This window comes from Pelotomaculum schinkii, from assembly GCF_004369205.1.
GTDB classification, from domain to species: Bacteria; Bacillota; Desulfotomaculia; order Desulfotomaculales; family Pelotomaculaceae; genus Pelotomaculum_C; species Pelotomaculum_C schinkii.
On record NZ_QFGA01000001.1, the window covers coordinates 370,531 to 387,931 of the forward strand.

18 protein-coding genes are annotated in these 17,401 nt (G+C 49.4%); 13 read left to right on the top strand and 5 right to left on the bottom strand.

Translation table 11 applies throughout. The features are described from left to right. Positions 1–165: 165 nt before the first annotated feature. Positions 166–576: an 8-oxo-dGTP diphosphatase MutT gene (mutT, locus tag Psch_RS01830; RefSeq protein WP_190238957.1), complete on the top strand. Its 411-nt coding sequence runs from the start codon at positions 166–168 to the stop codon at positions 574–576. Positions 577–640: 64 nt separating this feature from the next. Here the strand turns inward: mutT and Psch_RS01835 are convergent, their stop codons facing one another. Together Psch_RS01835 and Psch_RS01840 are read right to left on the bottom strand one after the other, a co-directional pair. Further along, on the bottom strand, positions 641–1,900 hold the full coding sequence (locus Psch_RS01835; RefSeq protein WP_190238958.1) for a nickel pincer cofactor-dependent isomerase, group 22: 1,260 nt from the start codon (positions 1,898–1,900) through the stop codon (positions 641–643). A 2-nt stretch (positions 1,901–1,902) separates the two neighbouring features. Beyond that, the gene (locus tag Psch_RS01840) at positions 1,903–2,304 is read right to left on the bottom strand and encodes an Asp23/Gls24 family envelope stress response protein (protein ID WP_190238959.1); all 402 of its coding nucleotides are present in this window, start codon (positions 2,302–2,304) and stop codon (positions 1,903–1,905) included. 151 nt (positions 2,305–2,455) lie between these two features. Here Psch_RS01840 and Psch_RS01845 point away from each other — a divergent pair, with 151 nt between their 5' ends. Both Psch_RS01845 and Psch_RS01850 read left to right on the top strand, forming a co-directional pair. Continuing rightward, positions 2,456–3,331: an HpcH/HpaI aldolase/citrate lyase family protein gene (locus Psch_RS01845; RefSeq protein WP_190238960.1), complete on the top strand. Its 876-nt coding sequence runs from the start codon at positions 2,456–2,458 to the stop codon at positions 3,329–3,331. Positions 3,332–3,440: 109 nt separating this feature from the next. After that, entirely contained in the window at positions 3,441–3,872 is a 432-nt protein-coding gene (locus Psch_RS01850) for a universal stress protein (RefSeq protein WP_190238961.1), read from the top strand. Between the two features lie 5 nt (positions 3,873–3,877). Here the strand turns inward: Psch_RS01850 and Psch_RS01855 are convergent, their stop codons facing one another. Beyond that, positions 3,878–4,510 carry a hypothetical protein gene (locus Psch_RS01855; protein ID WP_190238962.1) on the bottom strand — a complete coding sequence of 211 codons (633 nt, stop codon included), beginning with the start codon at positions 4,508–4,510 and terminating at the stop codon, positions 3,878–3,880. A gap of 143 nt (positions 4,511–4,653) precedes the next feature. Next, a complete protein-coding gene (locus Psch_RS01860; RefSeq protein ID WP_190238963.1) occupies positions 4,654–4,848 on the bottom strand; it encodes a hypothetical protein in 195 nt (64 codons plus the stop codon). A gap of 92 nt (positions 4,849–4,940) precedes the next feature. Between Psch_RS01860 and Psch_RS01865 the strand changes: the two genes are divergently transcribed. After that, positions 4,941–5,084, top strand: coding sequence for a hypothetical protein (locus Psch_RS01865; protein WP_190238964.1), 144 nt, complete (start codon positions 4,941–4,943; stop codon positions 5,082–5,084). Between the two features lie 12 nt (positions 5,085–5,096). On the opposite strand, the gene Psch_RS01870 is transcribed toward Psch_RS01865, so the two are convergent. After that, positions 5,097–5,465, bottom strand: coding sequence for a hypothetical protein (locus Psch_RS01870; RefSeq protein ID WP_190238965.1), 369 nt, complete (start codon positions 5,463–5,465; stop codon positions 5,097–5,099). Between the two features lie 195 nt (positions 5,466–5,660). On the opposite strand from Psch_RS01870, the gene miaB reads away from it, so the two are divergent. The 9 genes from miaB (at position 5,661) to hfq (ending at position 17,382) form a co-directional block, all read left to right on the top strand. After that, a complete protein-coding gene (gene miaB, locus Psch_RS01875; protein WP_190238966.1) occupies positions 5,661–6,983 on the top strand; it encodes a tRNA (N6-isopentenyl adenosine(37)-C2)-methylthiotransferase MiaB in 1,323 nt (440 codons plus the stop codon). 265 nt (positions 6,984–7,248) lie between these two features. Then, positions 7,249–7,644 (top strand): YlbF/YmcA family competence regulator, encoded by a 396-nt coding sequence (locus Psch_RS01880; RefSeq protein WP_190238967.1) that lies wholly within the window; start codon positions 7,249–7,251, stop codon positions 7,642–7,644. 159 nt (positions 7,645–7,803) lie between these two features. After that, entirely contained in the window at positions 7,804–10,380 is a 2,577-nt protein-coding gene (gene mutS, locus Psch_RS01885; RefSeq protein ID WP_190240193.1) for a DNA mismatch repair protein MutS, read from the top strand. Positions 10,381–10,414: 34 nt separating this feature from the next. Beyond that, positions 10,415–12,091 (top strand): hydantoinase/oxoprolinase family protein, encoded by a 1,677-nt coding sequence (locus Psch_RS01890; protein ID WP_190238968.1) that lies wholly within the window; start codon positions 10,415–10,417, stop codon positions 12,089–12,091. 5 nt (positions 12,092–12,096) lie between these two features. Continuing rightward, positions 12,097–13,449, top strand: coding sequence for a histone deacetylase family protein (locus Psch_RS01895; RefSeq protein ID WP_190240194.1), 1,353 nt, complete (start codon positions 12,097–12,099; stop codon positions 13,447–13,449). 16 nt (positions 13,450–13,465) lie between these two features. Then, positions 13,466–15,280: a DNA mismatch repair endonuclease MutL gene (gene mutL, locus Psch_RS01900; protein WP_190238969.1), complete on the top strand. Its 1,815-nt coding sequence runs from the start codon at positions 13,466–13,468 to the stop codon at positions 15,278–15,280. 35 nt (positions 15,281–15,315) lie between these two features. Next, the gene (locus tag Psch_RS01905) at positions 15,316–16,137 is read left to right on the top strand and encodes a class I SAM-dependent methyltransferase (protein WP_243123924.1); all 822 of its coding nucleotides are present in this window, start codon (positions 15,316–15,318) and stop codon (positions 16,135–16,137) included. Then, the gene (gene miaA / locus Psch_RS01910) at positions 16,134–17,090 is read left to right on the top strand and encodes a tRNA (adenosine(37)-N6)-dimethylallyltransferase MiaA (RefSeq protein WP_190238970.1); all 957 of its coding nucleotides are present in this window, start codon (positions 16,134–16,136) and stop codon (positions 17,088–17,090) included. Before Psch_RS01905 ends, miaA begins: the two co-directional genes overlap by 4 nt. A gap of 49 nt (positions 17,091–17,139) precedes the next feature. Then, on the top strand, positions 17,140–17,382 hold the full coding sequence (gene hfq / locus Psch_RS01915; protein ID WP_134218300.1) for an RNA chaperone Hfq: 243 nt from the start codon (positions 17,140–17,142) through the stop codon (positions 17,380–17,382). The last annotated feature ends 19 nt before the right edge of the window (positions 17,383–17,401 follow it).

Genomic DNA, 17,401 nt, shown 5'->3' on the forward strand with positions numbered 1-17,401 from the left:
CATTTTTATTTTTTAGGTAGGGTTAATGTCTATTACAGAGAAGTAATAATTTAAGATGCTCCAAAGTCATCTTATTTTTATCGCCTTTTCCAACCGGTCCTTGGAAAGAGTCACTGAAGAGAACGATAGGGGGGAAGCGGTAACCGCCGGGCCGGTTACCCTAAAATGCGGACAGTAAACGTCACCGCTGCAATTATTGAACGTGGCCGCGAGATATTAATTTCCCAGCGTTTGAAAGGTTCCCACATGGGTCTCAAATGGGAATTCCCCGGCGGCAAGATTGAGCCTGGCGAAAGCCCGGAGGAATGTCTGAGGAGGGAAATCAAGGAGGAGCTTGACCTTGATATCCGGGTTGGGGATCGCTTGATGATTGTAGAACACCAGTACGAAGAATTGAAGGTGATTCTATACTGCTACCGGTGCAGTTATCTGGGAGGAGAGACAAAGGCAAAGGATTGCCATGACTTCAGGTGGGTGGTTATCGGGGATTTAAAAAGTTTCGATTTTGCCGAAGCAGATCTCCCGGTGGTAAGATATTTAACAGCGCAAGCAGGATCTGATGCAGGATCTGATTAATGCATTATCCCACTATTTTGTAATTGCCGGATAATCTACACATCCTGGGGCTATTGCTTGTCACCTAAAAGAACGAACAAAAAGGAGACAGGTTTCCTTCTTCAGTAAAAGTAATATCCTCCGGCGCTCCTAGAACCTGAATGAAAGGCAGGTGTTCAATCTCCTGAAGGACCTTTACAGAAACAAGCATCTCGGACAGGTGCAGGGTGTTATAGATACGGGCTATCTTTAACTCAGCGCCAGCCCTCCCGCCAAGGCTCCTGATCGCTGCTGCAATCGCGTCCCGGTCATTGGGCAGGCTCATGGGGATCATGGCCCGCTGGACGAAGGTACTGGTGAGAGCATTGAGATTTATAACCCGGCGATCCAGCCTGGCCACCAGGCGCTCAGTCGTAAAGTCAGCCAGTCCTATACCATAAGCGTTGCCGTGCGCTTCCCTCGCTACGTCCAGGACTACGATTCTTTTAAAACTTGGGATTTGCGGCTCTGTTGAACCTTGGATCCTTAACCGGCCGATGACATTTGTATCCATTCCAGTGCCGCTGATGTTTTTACCTATTTGGTCAACAACAAGGACATCCAGGTCAGCCGTCGGAAGGCCCGGTAAAAACTGTCTGGCTTCCTCCAGCAGGAGCTTTTCACCATGTAAAAAATCTTCCGGTTGCAGGGCAACCAGCTTGCGCGTCTGTTCGTAGGAGTCTTCCAGCACGGCCAGTCCCAGTACCACCGGAATATTATTCAATACTACCAGACCACCCTCTGCCACCGCTCTGGACAGGAGTCCCGGCTCGCAGCCATGCAGGGAAGCGGCCCCCGCCGGCCCGCCCAGGCCTACGGCCAGCATTTTCAGCAGACCGCTTTCGTGGTCTCCATGAAATGAGGTATGAGGCTTGATACGGTTAACAACAACAATAGCGTCACATTGCAGCGCACTTTTTTTAATGAATACATCCCCGTAAAAGGCCCTGCCGACAACCAGCGAATCGATTGAGCAATCCAGGGGAGCTCCCAACCTGTCTTCCGATATGCCGAGTGAATTAAGCAACGCTAATTGTCCTTCCGGGACGCCGCCGCCATGGCTGCCCATGGCGGCAAGTATAATCGGCCTTCCACCCAGAGATTTTACCAGATCAACAACTTGCCGCAGGATTAAGGCAATATTTCTGATCCCCCTGCTGCCGGCAGTGATACCCACCAGCGCGCCCGGCCTGATTTTAGACGCAAAGCCCGCGTCAACCAGCGTCTTTCTTACTTCTGCTGCAGGATCAGCCAGCGGCAGGCTCGGCAAGGTCTGCCTGATTCTAACCATCTTTGGGAAAATCATCTCTATTTTATCCGCCCGTCTTCATCCTTGTTCTCTGTGCCAAAGGAAACACCCTGTACATTTACGTTGACTTCCAGGACTCTTAAACCGGTCATGCTTTCCACGGCGTTTTTTACTTTTGTTTGAATCTGGCAGGCCACATCTTTGATAGGGGCGCCGTATTCAACAATAACAAAAATATCTATAGTTGCTTCTTGCTCGCCAACTTCTGCTTTAACTCCCCTGGACAGGTTTTTGCGTCCCAGTTTCTCGGCAAGTCCACCGGCTATTCCCCCGGTCATTCCGCTTACGCCCTGGATCTCCATGGCGGCCATGCCTGCAATGATTTTGACCACTTCATCGGATATCTTAACGGAACCGCTATCACTACCCTTTATAATAAGCTGGTTAATTTGGTCTTCCAACCTTTTCACCTCCCAATATTTTCAAGTTCAATTATATCATTCACATTAAATCCATGTCCATAAAAAGGCTCTTAAAAGTTCAGGCAGAAAAAGGAAAGGGCATAATCGGGTAGAATATTCAGTAAAAGAATCCTTAGGAGGAGGTATAGCCGTGTCACTTTACCGTACCATGTTATTTGTACCCGCCGACAACCTGCGCAAGGCGGGCAAGGCGCTGATGTTAAACGCCGATGGGGTTGTGCTCGACCTGGAGGATGCCGTGGCGATCAGCGAAAAGGCCCATGCCAGGCAATCGCTTAAAGAAGCCCTTACATTACCCCGCCGGGGGGATGTATTCATCCGGGTTAACAGCGCCCAAACTGATTTTATCCTGGCCGACCTCCAGGCAGCGGTGGTTCAAGGTATAAAAGGCGTTGTGTTGGCAAAATCCGAGTCCGCCGAGGAAATCCGTCAAATTGATTGGCTGATGAGATTGTTTGAAAAGGAAAGAGGACTCCCGCCAGGCGCCTTGGAAATAATACCTTTTATCGAAAGCGCTAACGCGATTATGAACGCCTATGCCATTGCCGCCGCCTCCCCGCGTGTCAGCAGGATGTTCCTGGGAGGAGTCGACTATGTCCAGGATATCGGAACCAGCTTTTCCAAGGCCGGTTCAGAACTCTTTTACGCCCGTTCACAGCTTGTCGTGGCTTCCCGCGCGGCGGGCATAGAAGCTCCCATTGATACGGTTTATCCGGATTTTAAGGATATTGAAGGTCTGGTGGCGGACGCCAAATTAGTGCGCCAGATGGGCTTCCAAGGCAAACTTGCCATCCACCCTGGACAAATCGCGCCTTTAAACGAAGTATTCGCCCCCACGGCGGAGGAAATTGCCTGGGCCAAAAAGATTGTAGTTGTTTTTGACGAGTCCGAAGCCAAGGGACAGGCTATTTTACAGGTGGACGGGAAAATGATTGAATACCCTATCGCCAACCGTGCCCGCAGAATCCTCCAACTGGCTGAACTGCTGGCAAATAAGCTCGAGTAAACGAATATAGTTTGGTATTTCAGGTAGTCTCTGGGTAAAATATCCTTGTCCGTTGCGTTTATCACAAGAGTTTGGCAAAAGTAAGAAGACTCACAAGGAGGAGGCCCTTATGCTAAAAAGCAAGGTGTTGCTGCCCAGTGACGGTTCGATCACTGCGGCAAAGGCTGCAGCCTACGCTGCGCGATTGATGAAACTCAACCCGGATATGAAGCTTGATGTCCTGGTTGTTCTTCCGGAAAAGGAAGGTCTTAACAATCAAACGAAGGATATGTTTGAGACCATTGACGGGACTATTGAGGCCAAAGGTAAGGATATTTTGGAAAATACGGTCCGGATATTCACCAGTGAGGGCCAGAATGTACAGGGTTACATCGGAAAAGGTGACCCCGCCGCAGTCATTATCGCATTTGCTGAGCGGGGCGCCTATGATCATATTATCATGGGCAGTCGCGGGGTAAGCGAACTCCGCGGTACAGCCATCGGCAGTGTGAGTCATAAAGTTATTCACGAGGCCAATTGCCGGGTTACGTTAGTCAAGTAATTCCCCTAGTCCGAAATCTTCCTTATATAGACAGCAATAAAAGGAAGGATCGCAAAAAATTCTTTTTTGCCAAACTCAATCAACCAGACCATCGGCTTTTTCATCCTGGACCAGGAAGGGCTCGCCGTTAACAGTTCTTCACGGAGTTCGAGGAGGTGTTGGCGTGCTTCCTGCAATACGGCAGGGTCTTGTATGCCAGATAAAATTTCAGCTATGGTGCGGTCCAAGGGCGAGACTTCCTCTGAATTTAACAACGCATCTAAATCATTAAAAAGCCTTGAACCATCCGGATGGCTTTCTTCAGCCTGGTTACCGGCATTTGAACGCTGGCGGTTTTCCAGTTCCCGGATCAGGTTTTCCAGGTAGTCCTTTTTGCAGTTGAGAATTTCTATAAAGTCCTCACGTCTCTGGTGCTCTGAATAGGACTCGAAAACAGAAAAACAACCTCCCCGGCCGGCCTGTTCGAACCCATGACGCTGGGAGGATTCATTTCCATATATGCGATCAATAATTTTAGCGGTGAAGTCCTCCCAGAATGTGTATTCAAACCCGTAGGGCGCCTTGGTGATAACATGCGCAATATCTTTTATTTGCATTTCAATTAGTTGCCTTGCCGCTTCCAGGTCTTCTATCAGCACTTTTACTCCCTCCCTTACCGGCCACAGGCAGTTGAAGCAGTTACTTTGCGCTTGAAGAACTGAATAAAAAAATTATATCATGATCATATGGCAGGGAAAAGGGGATAAAGTAAAAGATGTTCCCCGGCGCTGCCGGGGAACTCTTAAAATACCTTTTCGCATCTCTGCTGGGCTTCTTGTAACAGCACTCCTGTTTTTTGACACAGCTCCATTAAATGTGGTTTTTCGCTATGGCTTTGCTCAGGAAGCTTATCCAGAACTTTTCCCATTTCCATCATACAGTCCTGGGCGTTTCTGATGCAGTGTTGGATTTCAGCCTTAACACCGGTATCTACCAATTTTAAGAACACCTCCTTTTAACGCTAACTGAAGTGTTCCTAAACCGGTGATTTTTATACCTGCTTTGCAAATTCTATCTGAGGTGATTATTATGGCGACTAAACTGCTTAACTACTGTCCTAAATGCGGCTCCACCGAACTGGTTGTTGAGATCGAGCCGGGGCAGCATAATTTATTATGCCGCAGCTGCCACTTGTACTGCGAAATTATTATTTTTGACGAGGGCAACAATTAAGCTTGCCCGTCATCAATCATTTCCGTTTAAATGGCTCACCTCCAGGATATACCTGCCCCTGACCTTAACCTTTATTTTATCTCCTACTTTAATTCCGGCGCCTGTTTTTAAGCTGGCTTGCCCATAATATACATCTGACCATCCGGTCCTTATGGAGAGAACACAGTGCGTAGAAAGACGCTTATATTCAATACATACTCCCTCAAACTCAACAGCCGGGTTGTGCAGGTGAAACCGGATATACCGGATTCCTGCGACTGTGACCGTGGCCAAAAGGAGTAGAATCCCATATGTCCTGATTTGGTTTGAGTTAATAAACTCACCAACTACAGATAAAATTAGCCCTAAAATCACTATGATTCCCGCTAATTTTTCCAACATCCCGGCTCCTCCCGTCATACACTGTGTGGTAATACCTACAATTGGTATTCTTCAATTAATGGAAAATTCCTCGTTTATCACCAGGACACATTATTGTTAATTACATTCATCACTAGATAAGCTAATTTGCATTCAGTATTATTTACCTGTATAATAGTTTTGCATCTTTAGGAAAAGGAAGGTTTTTATTGCATTTTGAAATCCTATATCATTAAAACCTTCGGCTGCCAGATGAACGAGCACGATTCAGAAATTCTGGCCGGTATGCTTGAGGCAAAGGGGTACCGTTCAACAGAAGATACCGGTAAAGCCGATCTGGTCCTCCTGAATACATGCTGTATCCGGGCAACAGCTGAGAATAAAGTCTTTTCTTATTTAGGCCGGTTAAAGAGCCAAAAGCTTTCGAATCCAGCTATGATTATCGGAGTTTGCGGCTGTATGCCGCAGCAGGAAGGTATGGCTGCCAAGTTGCGGCAGCTTTTTCCCTATGTGGATCTGATTTTTGGGACCCATAATGTACAACAGCTGCCTATTTTTATTGACCGGATTTTAGCTGAAAGAAAACCCGTCCTGGAAATCTTGGCTGAACCGGACGAAATCGTAGAAGGTCTTCCCGCTGCCAGAAAGGAAGGCCTGCGGGCCTGGGTGACCATCATGCATGGTTGCAACAACTACTGCACCTACTGTATAGTACCCTACGTCAGAGGCAGGGAAAGGAGTCGCGAGCCGGATGATATAGTCAAGGAAATGGCCGGTCTTGCAAGGGACGGATTTAAAGAAGTAGTTTTGCTGGGCCAAAATGTTAACTCGTATGGTAAAGATTTAAAAAATCCCCTTGATTTTGCGGGCTTACTGGAAAAGCTGGATGGTGCGAGCGGTATTGAACGGATCAGGTATATGACCTCCCACCCGCGTGACTTTAACGAAGAGCTAATACGCACAATAGCCCGGCTAGGCAAGGTATGCGAACACTTTCACCTTCCGGTCCAGTCGGGCAGCAGCCGCATCTTGGAGAAGATGCACAGAGGCTATAACAGAGAGCATTACTTGAGCCTAGTTGAAAAAATCAGGCGACATATCCCTGAAGCAACAATAACCACAGATATCATGGTCGGGTTTCCGGGTGAAGACGATGGCGATTTCCGGGCTACCATGGACCTGGTCAGGGAGGTCCGCTTTGACAGCTCCTATACTTTTGTATACAATGCCAGGCCCGGCACACCTGCGGCCGGAATGACAGAACAGGTACCGGATGAAATAAAAAAGCAGCGCATTCAGGATTTAATTAAGCTGCAAAACACCATCAGCATGGAAAAAAATGAGGAGGAGGAGGGTTCACAGCAGGAGGTTCTGGTCGAAGGAGAAAGCAACATCGGCCCAGGTCTTTTGTACGGCAAGTCCAGGGGCAATAAAACTGTTGTTTTTGCCGGGGACAAAACGTTAACGGGCTCTACTGCGCATGTAACGATTACCAGGGCTCACCTGGCTTACCTGGAGGGTCTATTAATAAAACAATGAAAGGATAAAAAGTTTCTAGCAGTTAAAGCCGATGATGCGTCGCAACAACACGCGGGCGAGGAGGTCAGGGCAACTAGAGTGGTTGGCTGGAACCCCTTTCGGTTGTACGCCAGGTACTTAACCAGATTCGCCAGGTTGACCAAACGGTTCGTAAGCAGGCCTATGGCTAAGCAGTTGAATTCTGTGACACTGCCTCCTGTTTAATCGGCAGGGGAAAAATCTGAAAGAAAATATTTATTTTAGGTTTAAGAAACGAGGTGAAAACATGTCGGAAGCTATCCTGAACAAGGCCAGGGAACTGGGCCTTGAACTATCCAATTCGAAGGAATTCCAAAACGTAAGGGAAGCGGAAATGAGAATGATGCAGAATCCTGAGGCCCAAAGCATCCTCCAGGAATTCTATAGTTTGCAGCATGCCTTGCAGAGTATGCAGGCCCAGGGACTGCCCCTTTCAGAGTCCCAGCAGATAGAATTTGGGGATTGTCAGAAAAGAATGTTTAACAATTCCTACATCAATAATTTTTTTCAGGCCCAGGAGAAATTTGAAACAATTCTTGATCAGGTTAATAAAATTATCAGCGACTTTATCGGTATTAGTGGGGGATGTGGTTCTGAAGACGAGTGTCACCCCGGCCACGACTGCGGGTGTGGCTGCAGTTAACTTTTCTTTAATGTAATTTCTATGATGGTGTTATTAATATTTTGTGTATATATTTGACCCTGTTTGGACTTGACTTAGCCCATACCGGGTTTTTCTTTTGGTTTAGAATACCATATGTTATAATGAACACCAGGAGGTGTTCCGGTGAATTTCACACCTATGATTAAGCAGTATCTTGAAATAAAGCAGCAGTACCCGGATACTATCCTTTTTTTTAGATTGGGCGATTTTTATGAAATGTTTTTTGACGACGCCCGCCTGGCTTCACGTGAGCTTGAGATCGCTCTGACCGGCAGGGATGGTGGGGGAAGCGAACGAGTACCCATGTGCGGCTTTCCCTATCATGCGGCGGACGGTTATATATCCAGACTCCTGGCCAAAAGGTATCGGGTAGCGATTTGCGAGCAGGTGGAAGACCCCGCTCATGCCAAAGGAATTGTCAGGCGGGAAGTAACCAGGGTGATCACACCTGGTACGGTCATGGAAGGCCATCTCCTGGAAGAAAAGCAAAACAACTACCTTGTGAGCATTGCCAACGATGGGATCAACTACAGCTTTGCCATGACCGATATCTCCACTGGTGTTTTTATGGTCAGCGCCTTCACCGGCAATAAAGGGAGGGTAAGGCTCACCGAGGAACTGGCCCGGTTGTTGCCTGCTGAGGTTCTTCTCCCGCTCTCCCAGGCAGAACGCCTCAGTGAAGACCTGGCGCTGGCTGGTTCAGTAACAATCAGCGCTTACCTGGACGAGGCTTACGACCGTGTACAGGCCCTGCGTGAACTTGAAAACCAGTTTGGACGGGACTGCCCGGGAGATATCAAAGACCCGGGCTTTGAGTTGACAATTCCAGCAGCAGGAGCCCTTCTCAAATACCTCCGTGATACGCAAAAAAGAGATCTATCCCATATCAGGCAGATAAACTATTACCATCCCGGCAGATTTATGCTTTTGGACGCTTCAACCAGGCGCAACCTGGAGCTGACCAGATCCCTGTCAGACGGCTCCCGCCGCAATACCCTGCTCGCCGTTATAGACTATACGGTAACAGCGATGGGGGGGCGTCTGATTAGAAATTGGCTCGAACAGCCGCTTCTTGAAAAAGATGAAATCTTACTGCGACTGGACGCAGTTGATGAGCTTTTGCAACAGATGATGATTCGCAACGACCTGAAGGAGCTGCTAAAGGGCATCTATGATCTGGAACGGCTGGCCGGCAGGATTTCCTTCGGGACCATCAATGCCCGCGACATGGTTTCTCTGAAAAAATCATTGGGCTGCCTCCCGGACTTGCAGGGTCTTTTAACGAAGTGCAAGGCGCCTCTTTTACAGGAAACAGGTCATAGCATCGACCTCATGGAAGACCTTCGTGAATTGCTGGACGGCGCCATCACTGATAACCCGCCTTTATCGCTCAGGGACGGCGGCATTATTAAAACAGGCTTTCATGCTGAAGTTGACCGGCTGAGGCTGGTCAGACAGGAAGGAAAATCAATGCTGGCCGGCCTGGAAGAACAGGAGCGCGCCCGCACCGGTATAAAATCCCTTAAGATTGGCTTTAATAAGGTATTTGGCTATTACATTGAGGTTACCAGGTCCAACCTGGAGCAGGTCCCGCAGGATTACCAGCGCAAGCAAACCCTGGCCAATGCGGAGCGCTTTATCACCCCGGAACTCAAGGAATATGAGGATCTGGTTTTGGGCGCCGAGGATCGCCTGATACAGTTGGAATATCAAATTTTCTGTGAGGTCCGGGATCAGTTCACCGGGGCCATCCAACGGCTACAAGCAACAGCTGCAGCTGTTGCCAGAGCTGACGCGCTCTATTCACTGGCCGAGGCTGCAGCGGTGGGCAGGTATGTGCGCCCGGGAATTGACGGGGATGGGAAACTGATCATCAAGGACGGGAGACACCCCGTTCTGGAACAAGTACTGAGAGAGAAGTTTGTCCCCAATGACACAATCATGGATAATCAAAAAAGCCGACTGGTCATGATTACAGGCCCTAATATGGCCGGCAAAAGCACCTACATGCGACAGGTAGCCTTAATCATCATGATGGCGCAATCAGGCAGCTTTGTACCGGCAGCGTCAGCCCAAATCCCGCTGGTAGACCGGATTTTCACCAGGATAGGAGCCGCTGACGACCTGGCCACAGGACAAAGTACTTTTATGATGGAAATGAACGAATGCCGGGCTATAGTACAAGGCGCTACGAAAAGAAGCCTCATCATCATGGACGAGGTCGGGCGCGGTACCAGCACTTACGACGGGATCAGCATCGCCCGGGCGCTGGTTGAGTACATCCATACCAGAATAGGCGCCAAAACCCTATTTTCAACCCACTATCACGAATTGACCGACCTTGACCAGATCGATGGGATCATAAATTGCAACGTAGCGGTAAAGGAAGACGGAGAGAACATTGTTTTTTTACGCAAGGTAGTGGCGGGTAAATCAGACCGCAGTTATGGTATCCATGTCGCCAGACTGGCCGGACTGCCTGACGAAATTGTAAAACGGGCAACTGATGTATTGCGGGGACTTGAAACAGGCGAAGGCGCTGTAGAGACAGCAGCCTGCAGGGAGAGTCACCGTGAGAATGAGGCAGTGACGCTTAATGAACGCGAACAAGCTCTTTTACAAAAACTCAGACGCCTGGATGTCCTCAGTATGACGCCACTGGAGGCGCTTAACCAACTATACCACTTACAGCAGGAACTGAAAACAGATTTTTAAGTGAGCTGCATTATGGTAGAAGGTGGGATATAGTATGTACATAGGAGTTGATGTAGGAGGTACTTATACCGACGCGGTATTATTAGAAAAAAACCAAATAAAGGCAAGCGCCAAGGCGCCAAGCGGAAAAAACCTGCTTAGCTCAATTCTCGAGGCTATAGATAAAGTCTTGCAGGGAGTGGACCCCGGCCGTTTAAAAAGGATTGTTTTCAGCACCACCATGATTACCAACCTGATTGCCGAGCGAAAATATGATCCGGTGGCTTTGCTCCTCATCCCCGGTCCCGGCTTGAGCTATACGTATTACCAGTTTAACACCTTCACTCGCATTTTAACCGGTACAATTGACTACCGGGGAAGAGAAACTGTTTCCTTAAAGGAACGGGAGGTCGAAGCGGCGCTTGATGAAATAGCTGACCAGGGCTTTAAAAAAGTATGCGTAATCGGCAAATTTTCACCACGCAATACATCCCATGAAAAACGCCTGGCGATGCTAGTCAAAGAAAAATACCCCGACTGGGAGGTTGAACTCGGTCATCTGGCGGGTGGACAGCTAAACTTTCCAAGAAGGGTTGTAACCACCTACCTGACCGCTGCCACGCGTGAGTCTTTTCACCACTTTTTGAACCTGGTACGGCAGTCCCTGGCCGAGCGTCAAATAACTGCCGAAGCATTGATCTTAAAAGCTGACGGCGGTACGCTGCCCATGGAAAATTCTGATAAGATACCGGTGGAAACTATCTTTTCAGGGCCTGCTGCCAGCACCCTCGGGGCACTGGCCTTAACCTCTCCGGGTGAAACTGCGGTAATCGCTGATATCGGCGGAACAACCACAGACCTGGCCCTAATCTTAAACGGACAACCTCTTCTCTCAGCTAAAGGCGCCCGTATTGAAGGCCAGTTGACGCAAGTGCGCACACTGGCAGTTAAATCCGTTCCCATAGGCGGGGATAGTGTACTCGAGCGAATGGGAAATGAAATAATTATCCACGGCAAAAGGATGGGTCCGGCCTACTGCATGGGGGGGCCTGTCCCAACACCAACCGACGCGTTAAGGGTACTCGGCTTAACAACCCTGGGTGATCAAAACAGGGCTGCGGAGGCAATGGCGATACTGGGAGAGAGAAACGGGAGCCGTGTCATCGCTGAGAAAATTCTTAACCTGGTAGTAGATGGTATTTCATCCCAGATTAATAAGATGTTTCAGGAGTGGGAACTGGAACCGGCCTATCGGGTATGGGAAATACTGCAAAAGAGAAAGGTGCGACCTTCGACTGTTGTAGGAGTAGGGGGCGGGGCCAACGGTTTGGTAGACCGGATTGCGGAAAAGTTGGGATGCCGTTCGATCATACCTCCCTACGCTGCGGTCGCCAACGCCGTCGGCGCTGCAGTGGCTAAAACCACCCTGCAGCTCAGCCTGAGGGCTGATACTGAGCGGGGCAGCTACCTGTTGCAGGAAGAAGGCTTCGAGGGGAAAATTGACAGCAAGCAATTTAATGAAAAACAAGCCCTGGATATTCTAAGAGAGCGCTTAATCCGGATGGCCGCAAGACATGGACTGGATGTTAAACCGGAACAACTTGAGGTAACCCATCAGGAAGTTTTCAATATGGTCAGGGACTGGCAAACAAAGGGCAGGCTTATAGATATAACAGTACAAACTCCCAGGGGTATTACGGGGAGAATTGAAGCAGGGGGGCAAGAAGGGTGAGAAAGATCAGGTGCAAACAGACCGGGCTGATTTTTTTCCCTGCTTTTGACTGGGCCATTTCCCCCACCCACCCGGAACGGGAAGAGCGGCTCCTCTACACCCGTGACCAAATATTTGAGGAAGGGATTATCGACTTACCACAGATAGCTGAATTCACACCTCAACTAGCTTCTATTCATGATATTGCCAGGACCCACTTCTGCGTCCCGCAGGTTGAATCACAGACTACCGAAGCCCACCTGATTGCGGCCGGCGCGGCCATCACGCTGGCAGACCAGATAGTTGCAGGGCTTATTGATAACGGTTTTGCGCTGGTCCGGCCGCCCGGCCATCACGCCATGCGGGTGGTACACGGCAACCGGGGATTCTGCAATATCAACAATGAAGCGGTTATGGTCGAGTACCTGCGCAGCCGTCACGGGCTCAAAAGGGTTGCCATTATCGATACAGATGTACACCACGGTGACGGAACACAGGATATTTTCTGGCACGATCCGGATGTTCTTTTTATTTCCTTTCATCAGGACGGCCGCACGTTGTACCCTGGTACTGGTTTCATTTACGAACTGGGCGGTCCGTGCGCCTACGCGCGCACTATCAATATCCCGCTACCGCCAGGCACAACTGACGACAGCCTGCTGTATATCGTAGACAACCTTATTTTGCCGGTCCTGGAGGAGTTTAGACCGGACTTTATCGTAAATTCGGCAGGACAGGACAACCACTATACCGATCCTCTCGGGAGTATGCGTATCACCGCCCAGGGATACGCCAGACTCACTGAAAAACTTCGACCGGACCTGGCTGTGCTGGAAGGTGGCTATGCCATCGAAACCGCTCTGCCTTACGTGAACATGGCCATTATTCTGGCTCTGGCGGGCCTTGACTACAGCAATGTACGGGAACCTGACTTCTGGCCGGGCCGTTTCAAGGAAACTTCCCAGCGGACCGAACAGTTAAAAAGGCTGGTGGACGGACTATTAAAGCACTGGAAGAATCGTGATACCACTTTAACCGGCCGGGGTAAAACAGTAAACGGATATTACGAGAGGGAAAAATTAATTTTTTACGATACCGACTATATTGAAGAACACCAGACCGAAAAGCTTAGGATTTGCAGCAACTGCACCGGTTACTTATCCATTGAATCAGAGGTGTCCCACGGTTTTGGCCAGGCCGGTAAAGTCCTGTGCCTTTCGGTGCCTTTCGGCGCCTGCTCCAAATGCCGTAATGAGGCTGCGGACTTGTATACCGGCGCAAAGAAATCAGTTGTATACAACTATATTTATCTACAGGATAAGTCTTCAGATTACCTTCTGGGTTATGACACGAAAGCGGGTAAGGAATGGCGTCCATAGGACGGAGGAGCAAAACTTGGCCAGGATAATCGTACTTGATAAATATACTGCGGACCAGATCGCTGCCGGAGAAGTTGTGGAGCGTCCTTCCTCGGTGGTAAAGGAACTTGTGGAAAATTCAATTGACGCCGGAGCCCGCCGTATAGCCATAGATATCGAGGACGGCGGTCTGTCGATGATAACCGTCTCCGACGACGGCTGTGGTATAGAAGGAGATGATTTAGAACTCGCCTTCCAGCGACACGCCACCAGCAAAATCACTTCAACCGGCGATCTTGCCTGTATCTATACTCTAGGCTTTAGAGGTGAAGCCTTGCCCAGCATCGCCGCAGTCTCTAAGCTAACGGTTACAACCAGGACTCATGACGCGATGACCGGCGCCCAGGCGCAGATTGAGGGAGGCGCCCTCGTTGCCATGGTACCGGCCGGGGCTCCTCCTGGTACCACCGTGACTGTAAAAGAACTTTTTTATAATACGCCGGCCAGGCGGAAAACCATGAAAAGCCCCGCCACTGAAGGTTCCCTCTGTGGGGAACTGGTTTCCCGCCTGGCTTTGGCCAGGCCTGATATACGCTACGAAATGAGAGTGAAGGGGAGGGATGTATTTTATTCAGCTGGCTCAGGTCGACTGGCAGATGCCGCAACAGCAGTTTACGGAGCAGCTATGGCCAGGGAAATGGTACCCCTGAATTTTACAGAAGAGGGGATAACGATTACCGGCATGGTAGGAAAACCCAGTATTAGCCGCAGCACCCGCAACCATATCACGCTCGTTATCAACGGTCGCTATGTGCGCTGCACACCGGTTACAGCAGCTGTTGAAGCAGCTTACCAGACCTTGCTTCCACAAGGGCGAAAACCGGTTGTCATACTGTCGCTGTCCATCCCCCCGGAGCTTCTGGATGTCAATGTTCACCCCGCCAAGCTGGAGGTGCGCCTTCTGGAGGAGGAAAAAATGGCTGTGCTGGTCAAACGGGCTTTACTTGAAGCTCTTAGGACCAAAGCGCTCATTCCTTCAGCAGCCTCAGCAACCCATAGAAAGTACCAGTCAGGACTGGTCGTCATGCCCCAGTTTGATACGCCCGTCCGGCAGGAAAGATTCAGCGAGCTGGTACAATCGCGATCCAGCGCTCAAACCATACCGGAGAGTAATAACAGCCCAAGCATAACGTCAACAACGCCACAGCCATATGGTCAACTGACAGAAAGCCGGTTAGCCGGCGCAGAGGAACCGGCAGGCTACGACAACCAGGTAGTTCCTTTCCCTGAGTTGCAGCCCCTAGCCCAGCTGCTCCCCTTATATATCCTTGCAGCGGGGGAGGACGGCCTTTACATTATTGACCAACACGCCGCTCACGAAAGAGTTTTATACGAAGATTTCTTGGCCGGGCAGAGCTCTACCCAGAGCCAGTGTTTATTGGGGCCGGTAACACTGGAACTGGACTACCGGGAAGCAGCTCTTCTCACCGAAAGGATCCTTTGGTTTACTGAAGCAGGTTTTATCATAGAGCACTTTGGAGGAAACACTTTTTTATTGCGGGGAGTTCCCTCACGCTTCCCGGCAGGACAGGAGAAAACGATATTTTTCGACCTGTTGGATTATTTCAGGGAAAAAGGAAATGATTCCTCACGTACTGAATTTTTTCACGTGCTGGCTGCCTCCTTAGCATGCAAGAACGCTGTAAAATCAGGGGAAAAACTTACTTTGGCCGCTATGGAAGCGCTGCTTAGAAGCCTTTCCGGAAAGGTGAACCCCTTTACTTGCCCGCACGGGAGACCTGCCGTAATTAAAATCACCTACCGGGACCTGGCTACACGCTTTAAAAGGTAAATCCCGCTTAAACCTGATAGGAAGGAGTAGATTAAGTGACGGGCTGTCACTCAGGCATCACCTACAATCAGCAATATTTTGCCGTAACGACCTCCCACCGCCCGTCGCCGGTTCAGGTTTCTCTGGCAAATAAGCTGTCTGATGAGCTCTCAGTACCATTCATACCAAGAAATGATTTATCTATTGAAACAATGATATCTAATACCGGGGTTATCGGTATGATGGTTGTATCTGCACAAAGAATCAGCTTTTTTACCGGAATTTCAGAATTTTTTTTCCATCCCGGGCTTGCCAAGCTCCGCATAAACGAGTTAAAAAATGGGAAAACTGACCAAATGATACAAGCGATGTCGCTTGGAGCGGGGGACACCTTGCTGGACTGCACGCTGGGCCTGGGAACCGACGCCATCGTGGCAAGCTATGTATCCGGCACGAGCGGCAAGGTCACCGGGATAGAAAGCTCGATCTTGATTGCGGCTATTGTCGGACATGGGTTGAAAACCTACCAGGATGAAGACATCAGCCAGGCTATGCAGAGGGTTGAGGTAGCGCATTCCCATCACAAGGATTACCTGGCCGGCTTGCCGGCCCGAAGTTACGACGTTGTCTATTTTGACCCGATGTTCCGTACACCCAGAAAAAAATCCCCCGCCATGGACGCCATGAGAGCTATTGCCAATCCTGACCCTATTGATCGTGAAACAATAGCCTTGGCCTTAAAGGTCTGCAATAAAAGGGTTGTAATGAAAGAACGACGGTGGAGCAAAGAATTCGAGCGTTTGGGCTTCAAGGAAATCCGTGGCGGAAGGTATGCCCCTGTGGTTTATGGTGTAATTGATCGGCAGGGTATGGTATGAAGGATAAAGCAGAGAATGCAATGGAACCCCTGATAGTAATAACAGGTCCTACAGCTACAGGGAAAAGCGAGGTTGGCGTCCTGGTGGCTGAACATGTCGGCGGAGAAATCATCTCGGCAGACTCCATGTTGTTGTACCGCCATATGGATATCGGAACCGCCAAGCCTACCCTGGCGGAAAGACGCGGCATTCCACACCATATGATTGATATTGCGGAACCAGATCAGGAATACAGCGCCGCGCTCTACCAAAAAGAGGCTCGCCATCTAATCACCGAAATTTTGCTTAGACGCAATTTGCCAATTTTAGTTGGCGGGACCGGGTTGTATATAAAAGCTGTAATTGACCCTTATGAATTTGGCGCCACCAGTAGTGCGCCGGCGTTAAGAGAACGTCTCTTGATTGAAGCAGAACAAGATGGTTACGACAAACTCCACAGGAGTCTGGCGGAAGTTGACCCCGAGGCAGCCGCCAAGCTCCACCCCAGGGATACCAGGAGGGTTATTCGTGCCCTTGAGGTGTATTATCTAACCGGGAGACCAGCTTCAAGCTATATGAAACGAAACCAATACCACCTGCCGCTTTATCGCCTGTTTATGTTCGGCCTGAATATGGATCGGGCAAGCCTCTACCGGCGCATAGAGCAAAGGGTTGACGCCATGATTGCGGCCGGGCTTGTGGAAGAAGTCCGCCGGCTTTTAGAGACCGGCTACAGCAAAGAATTAAACGCCATGCGCAGTCTTGGCTATAAGGAGATTGCCGCCTACCTTACTGGTGAGATATCCTTGGAGCAGGCAGTTGAGCTCTTAAAGCGAAACACCAGGCGTTTTGCCAAGAGGCAGCTGACCTGGTTTCGCAGGGACGGCAGGATTAGATGGCTTGATATAGACGAGTTCGGCAGTTTAAAGGCGGTTGCAAAAGAAATAACCAAAAGTTTAGAAGGAGTATTTTAAGGTTTGTAGAACATAATAACAAAAATATCCAACGGAGGTAGCTCCTATAATGACAAAACCCCAAATTAACCTACAAGACGCTTTTTTAAATCAGGTAAGGAAGGAGAATATTCCCGTTACTATATTCCTGGTAAATGGTTTTCAGTTGAAGGGAATGGTGAGGGGCTTTGATAACTTTACAGTAATCCTGGAAAGCGACGGCAAACAGCTTATGGTTTATAAGCATGCCATATCAACCATAAGCCCGCTTAAACCTGTCAGCACATCTTTTTCCGAAGCCAAGAGCTCCTGATCAATAGAGTTGGTTTTTG

What these genes read in the sequence shown, in the direction of transcription:
- mutS (WP_190240193.1), top strand. Translation starts at nt 7,804, where the DNA reads ATGATTAAGCAGTATCTTGAAATAAAGCAGCAGTACCCGGATACTATC.
- Psch_RS01850 (WP_190238961.1), top strand. Translation starts at nt 3,441, where the DNA reads ATGCTAAAAAGCAAGGTGTTGCTGCCCAGTGACGGTTCGATCACTGCG.
- Psch_RS01870 (WP_190238965.1), bottom strand. Translation starts at nt 5,465, where the DNA reads ATGTTGGAAAAATTAGCGGGAATCATAGTGATTTTAGGGCTAATTTTA.
- Psch_RS01880 (WP_190238967.1), top strand. Translation starts at nt 7,249, where the DNA reads ATGTCGGAAGCTATCCTGAACAAGGCCAGGGAACTGGGCCTTGAACTA.
- hfq (WP_134218300.1), top strand. Translation starts at nt 17,140, where the DNA reads ATGACAAAACCCCAAATTAACCTACAAGACGCTTTTTTAAATCAGGTA.
- Psch_RS01865 (WP_190238964.1), top strand. Translation starts at nt 4,941, where the DNA reads ATGGCGACTAAACTGCTTAACTACTGTCCTAAATGCGGCTCCACCGAA.
- mutT (WP_190238957.1), top strand. Translation starts at nt 166, where the DNA reads ATGCGGACAGTAAACGTCACCGCTGCAATTATTGAACGTGGCCGCGAG.
- miaA (WP_190238970.1), top strand. Translation starts at nt 16,134, where the DNA reads ATGAAGGATAAAGCAGAGAATGCAATGGAACCCCTGATAGTAATAACA.
- Psch_RS01835 (WP_190238958.1), bottom strand. Translation starts at nt 1,900, where the DNA reads ATGATTTTCCCAAAGATGGTTAGAATCAGGCAGACCTTGCCGAGCCTG.
- Psch_RS01890 (WP_190238968.1), top strand. Translation starts at nt 10,415, where the DNA reads ATGTACATAGGAGTTGATGTAGGAGGTACTTATACCGACGCGGTATTA.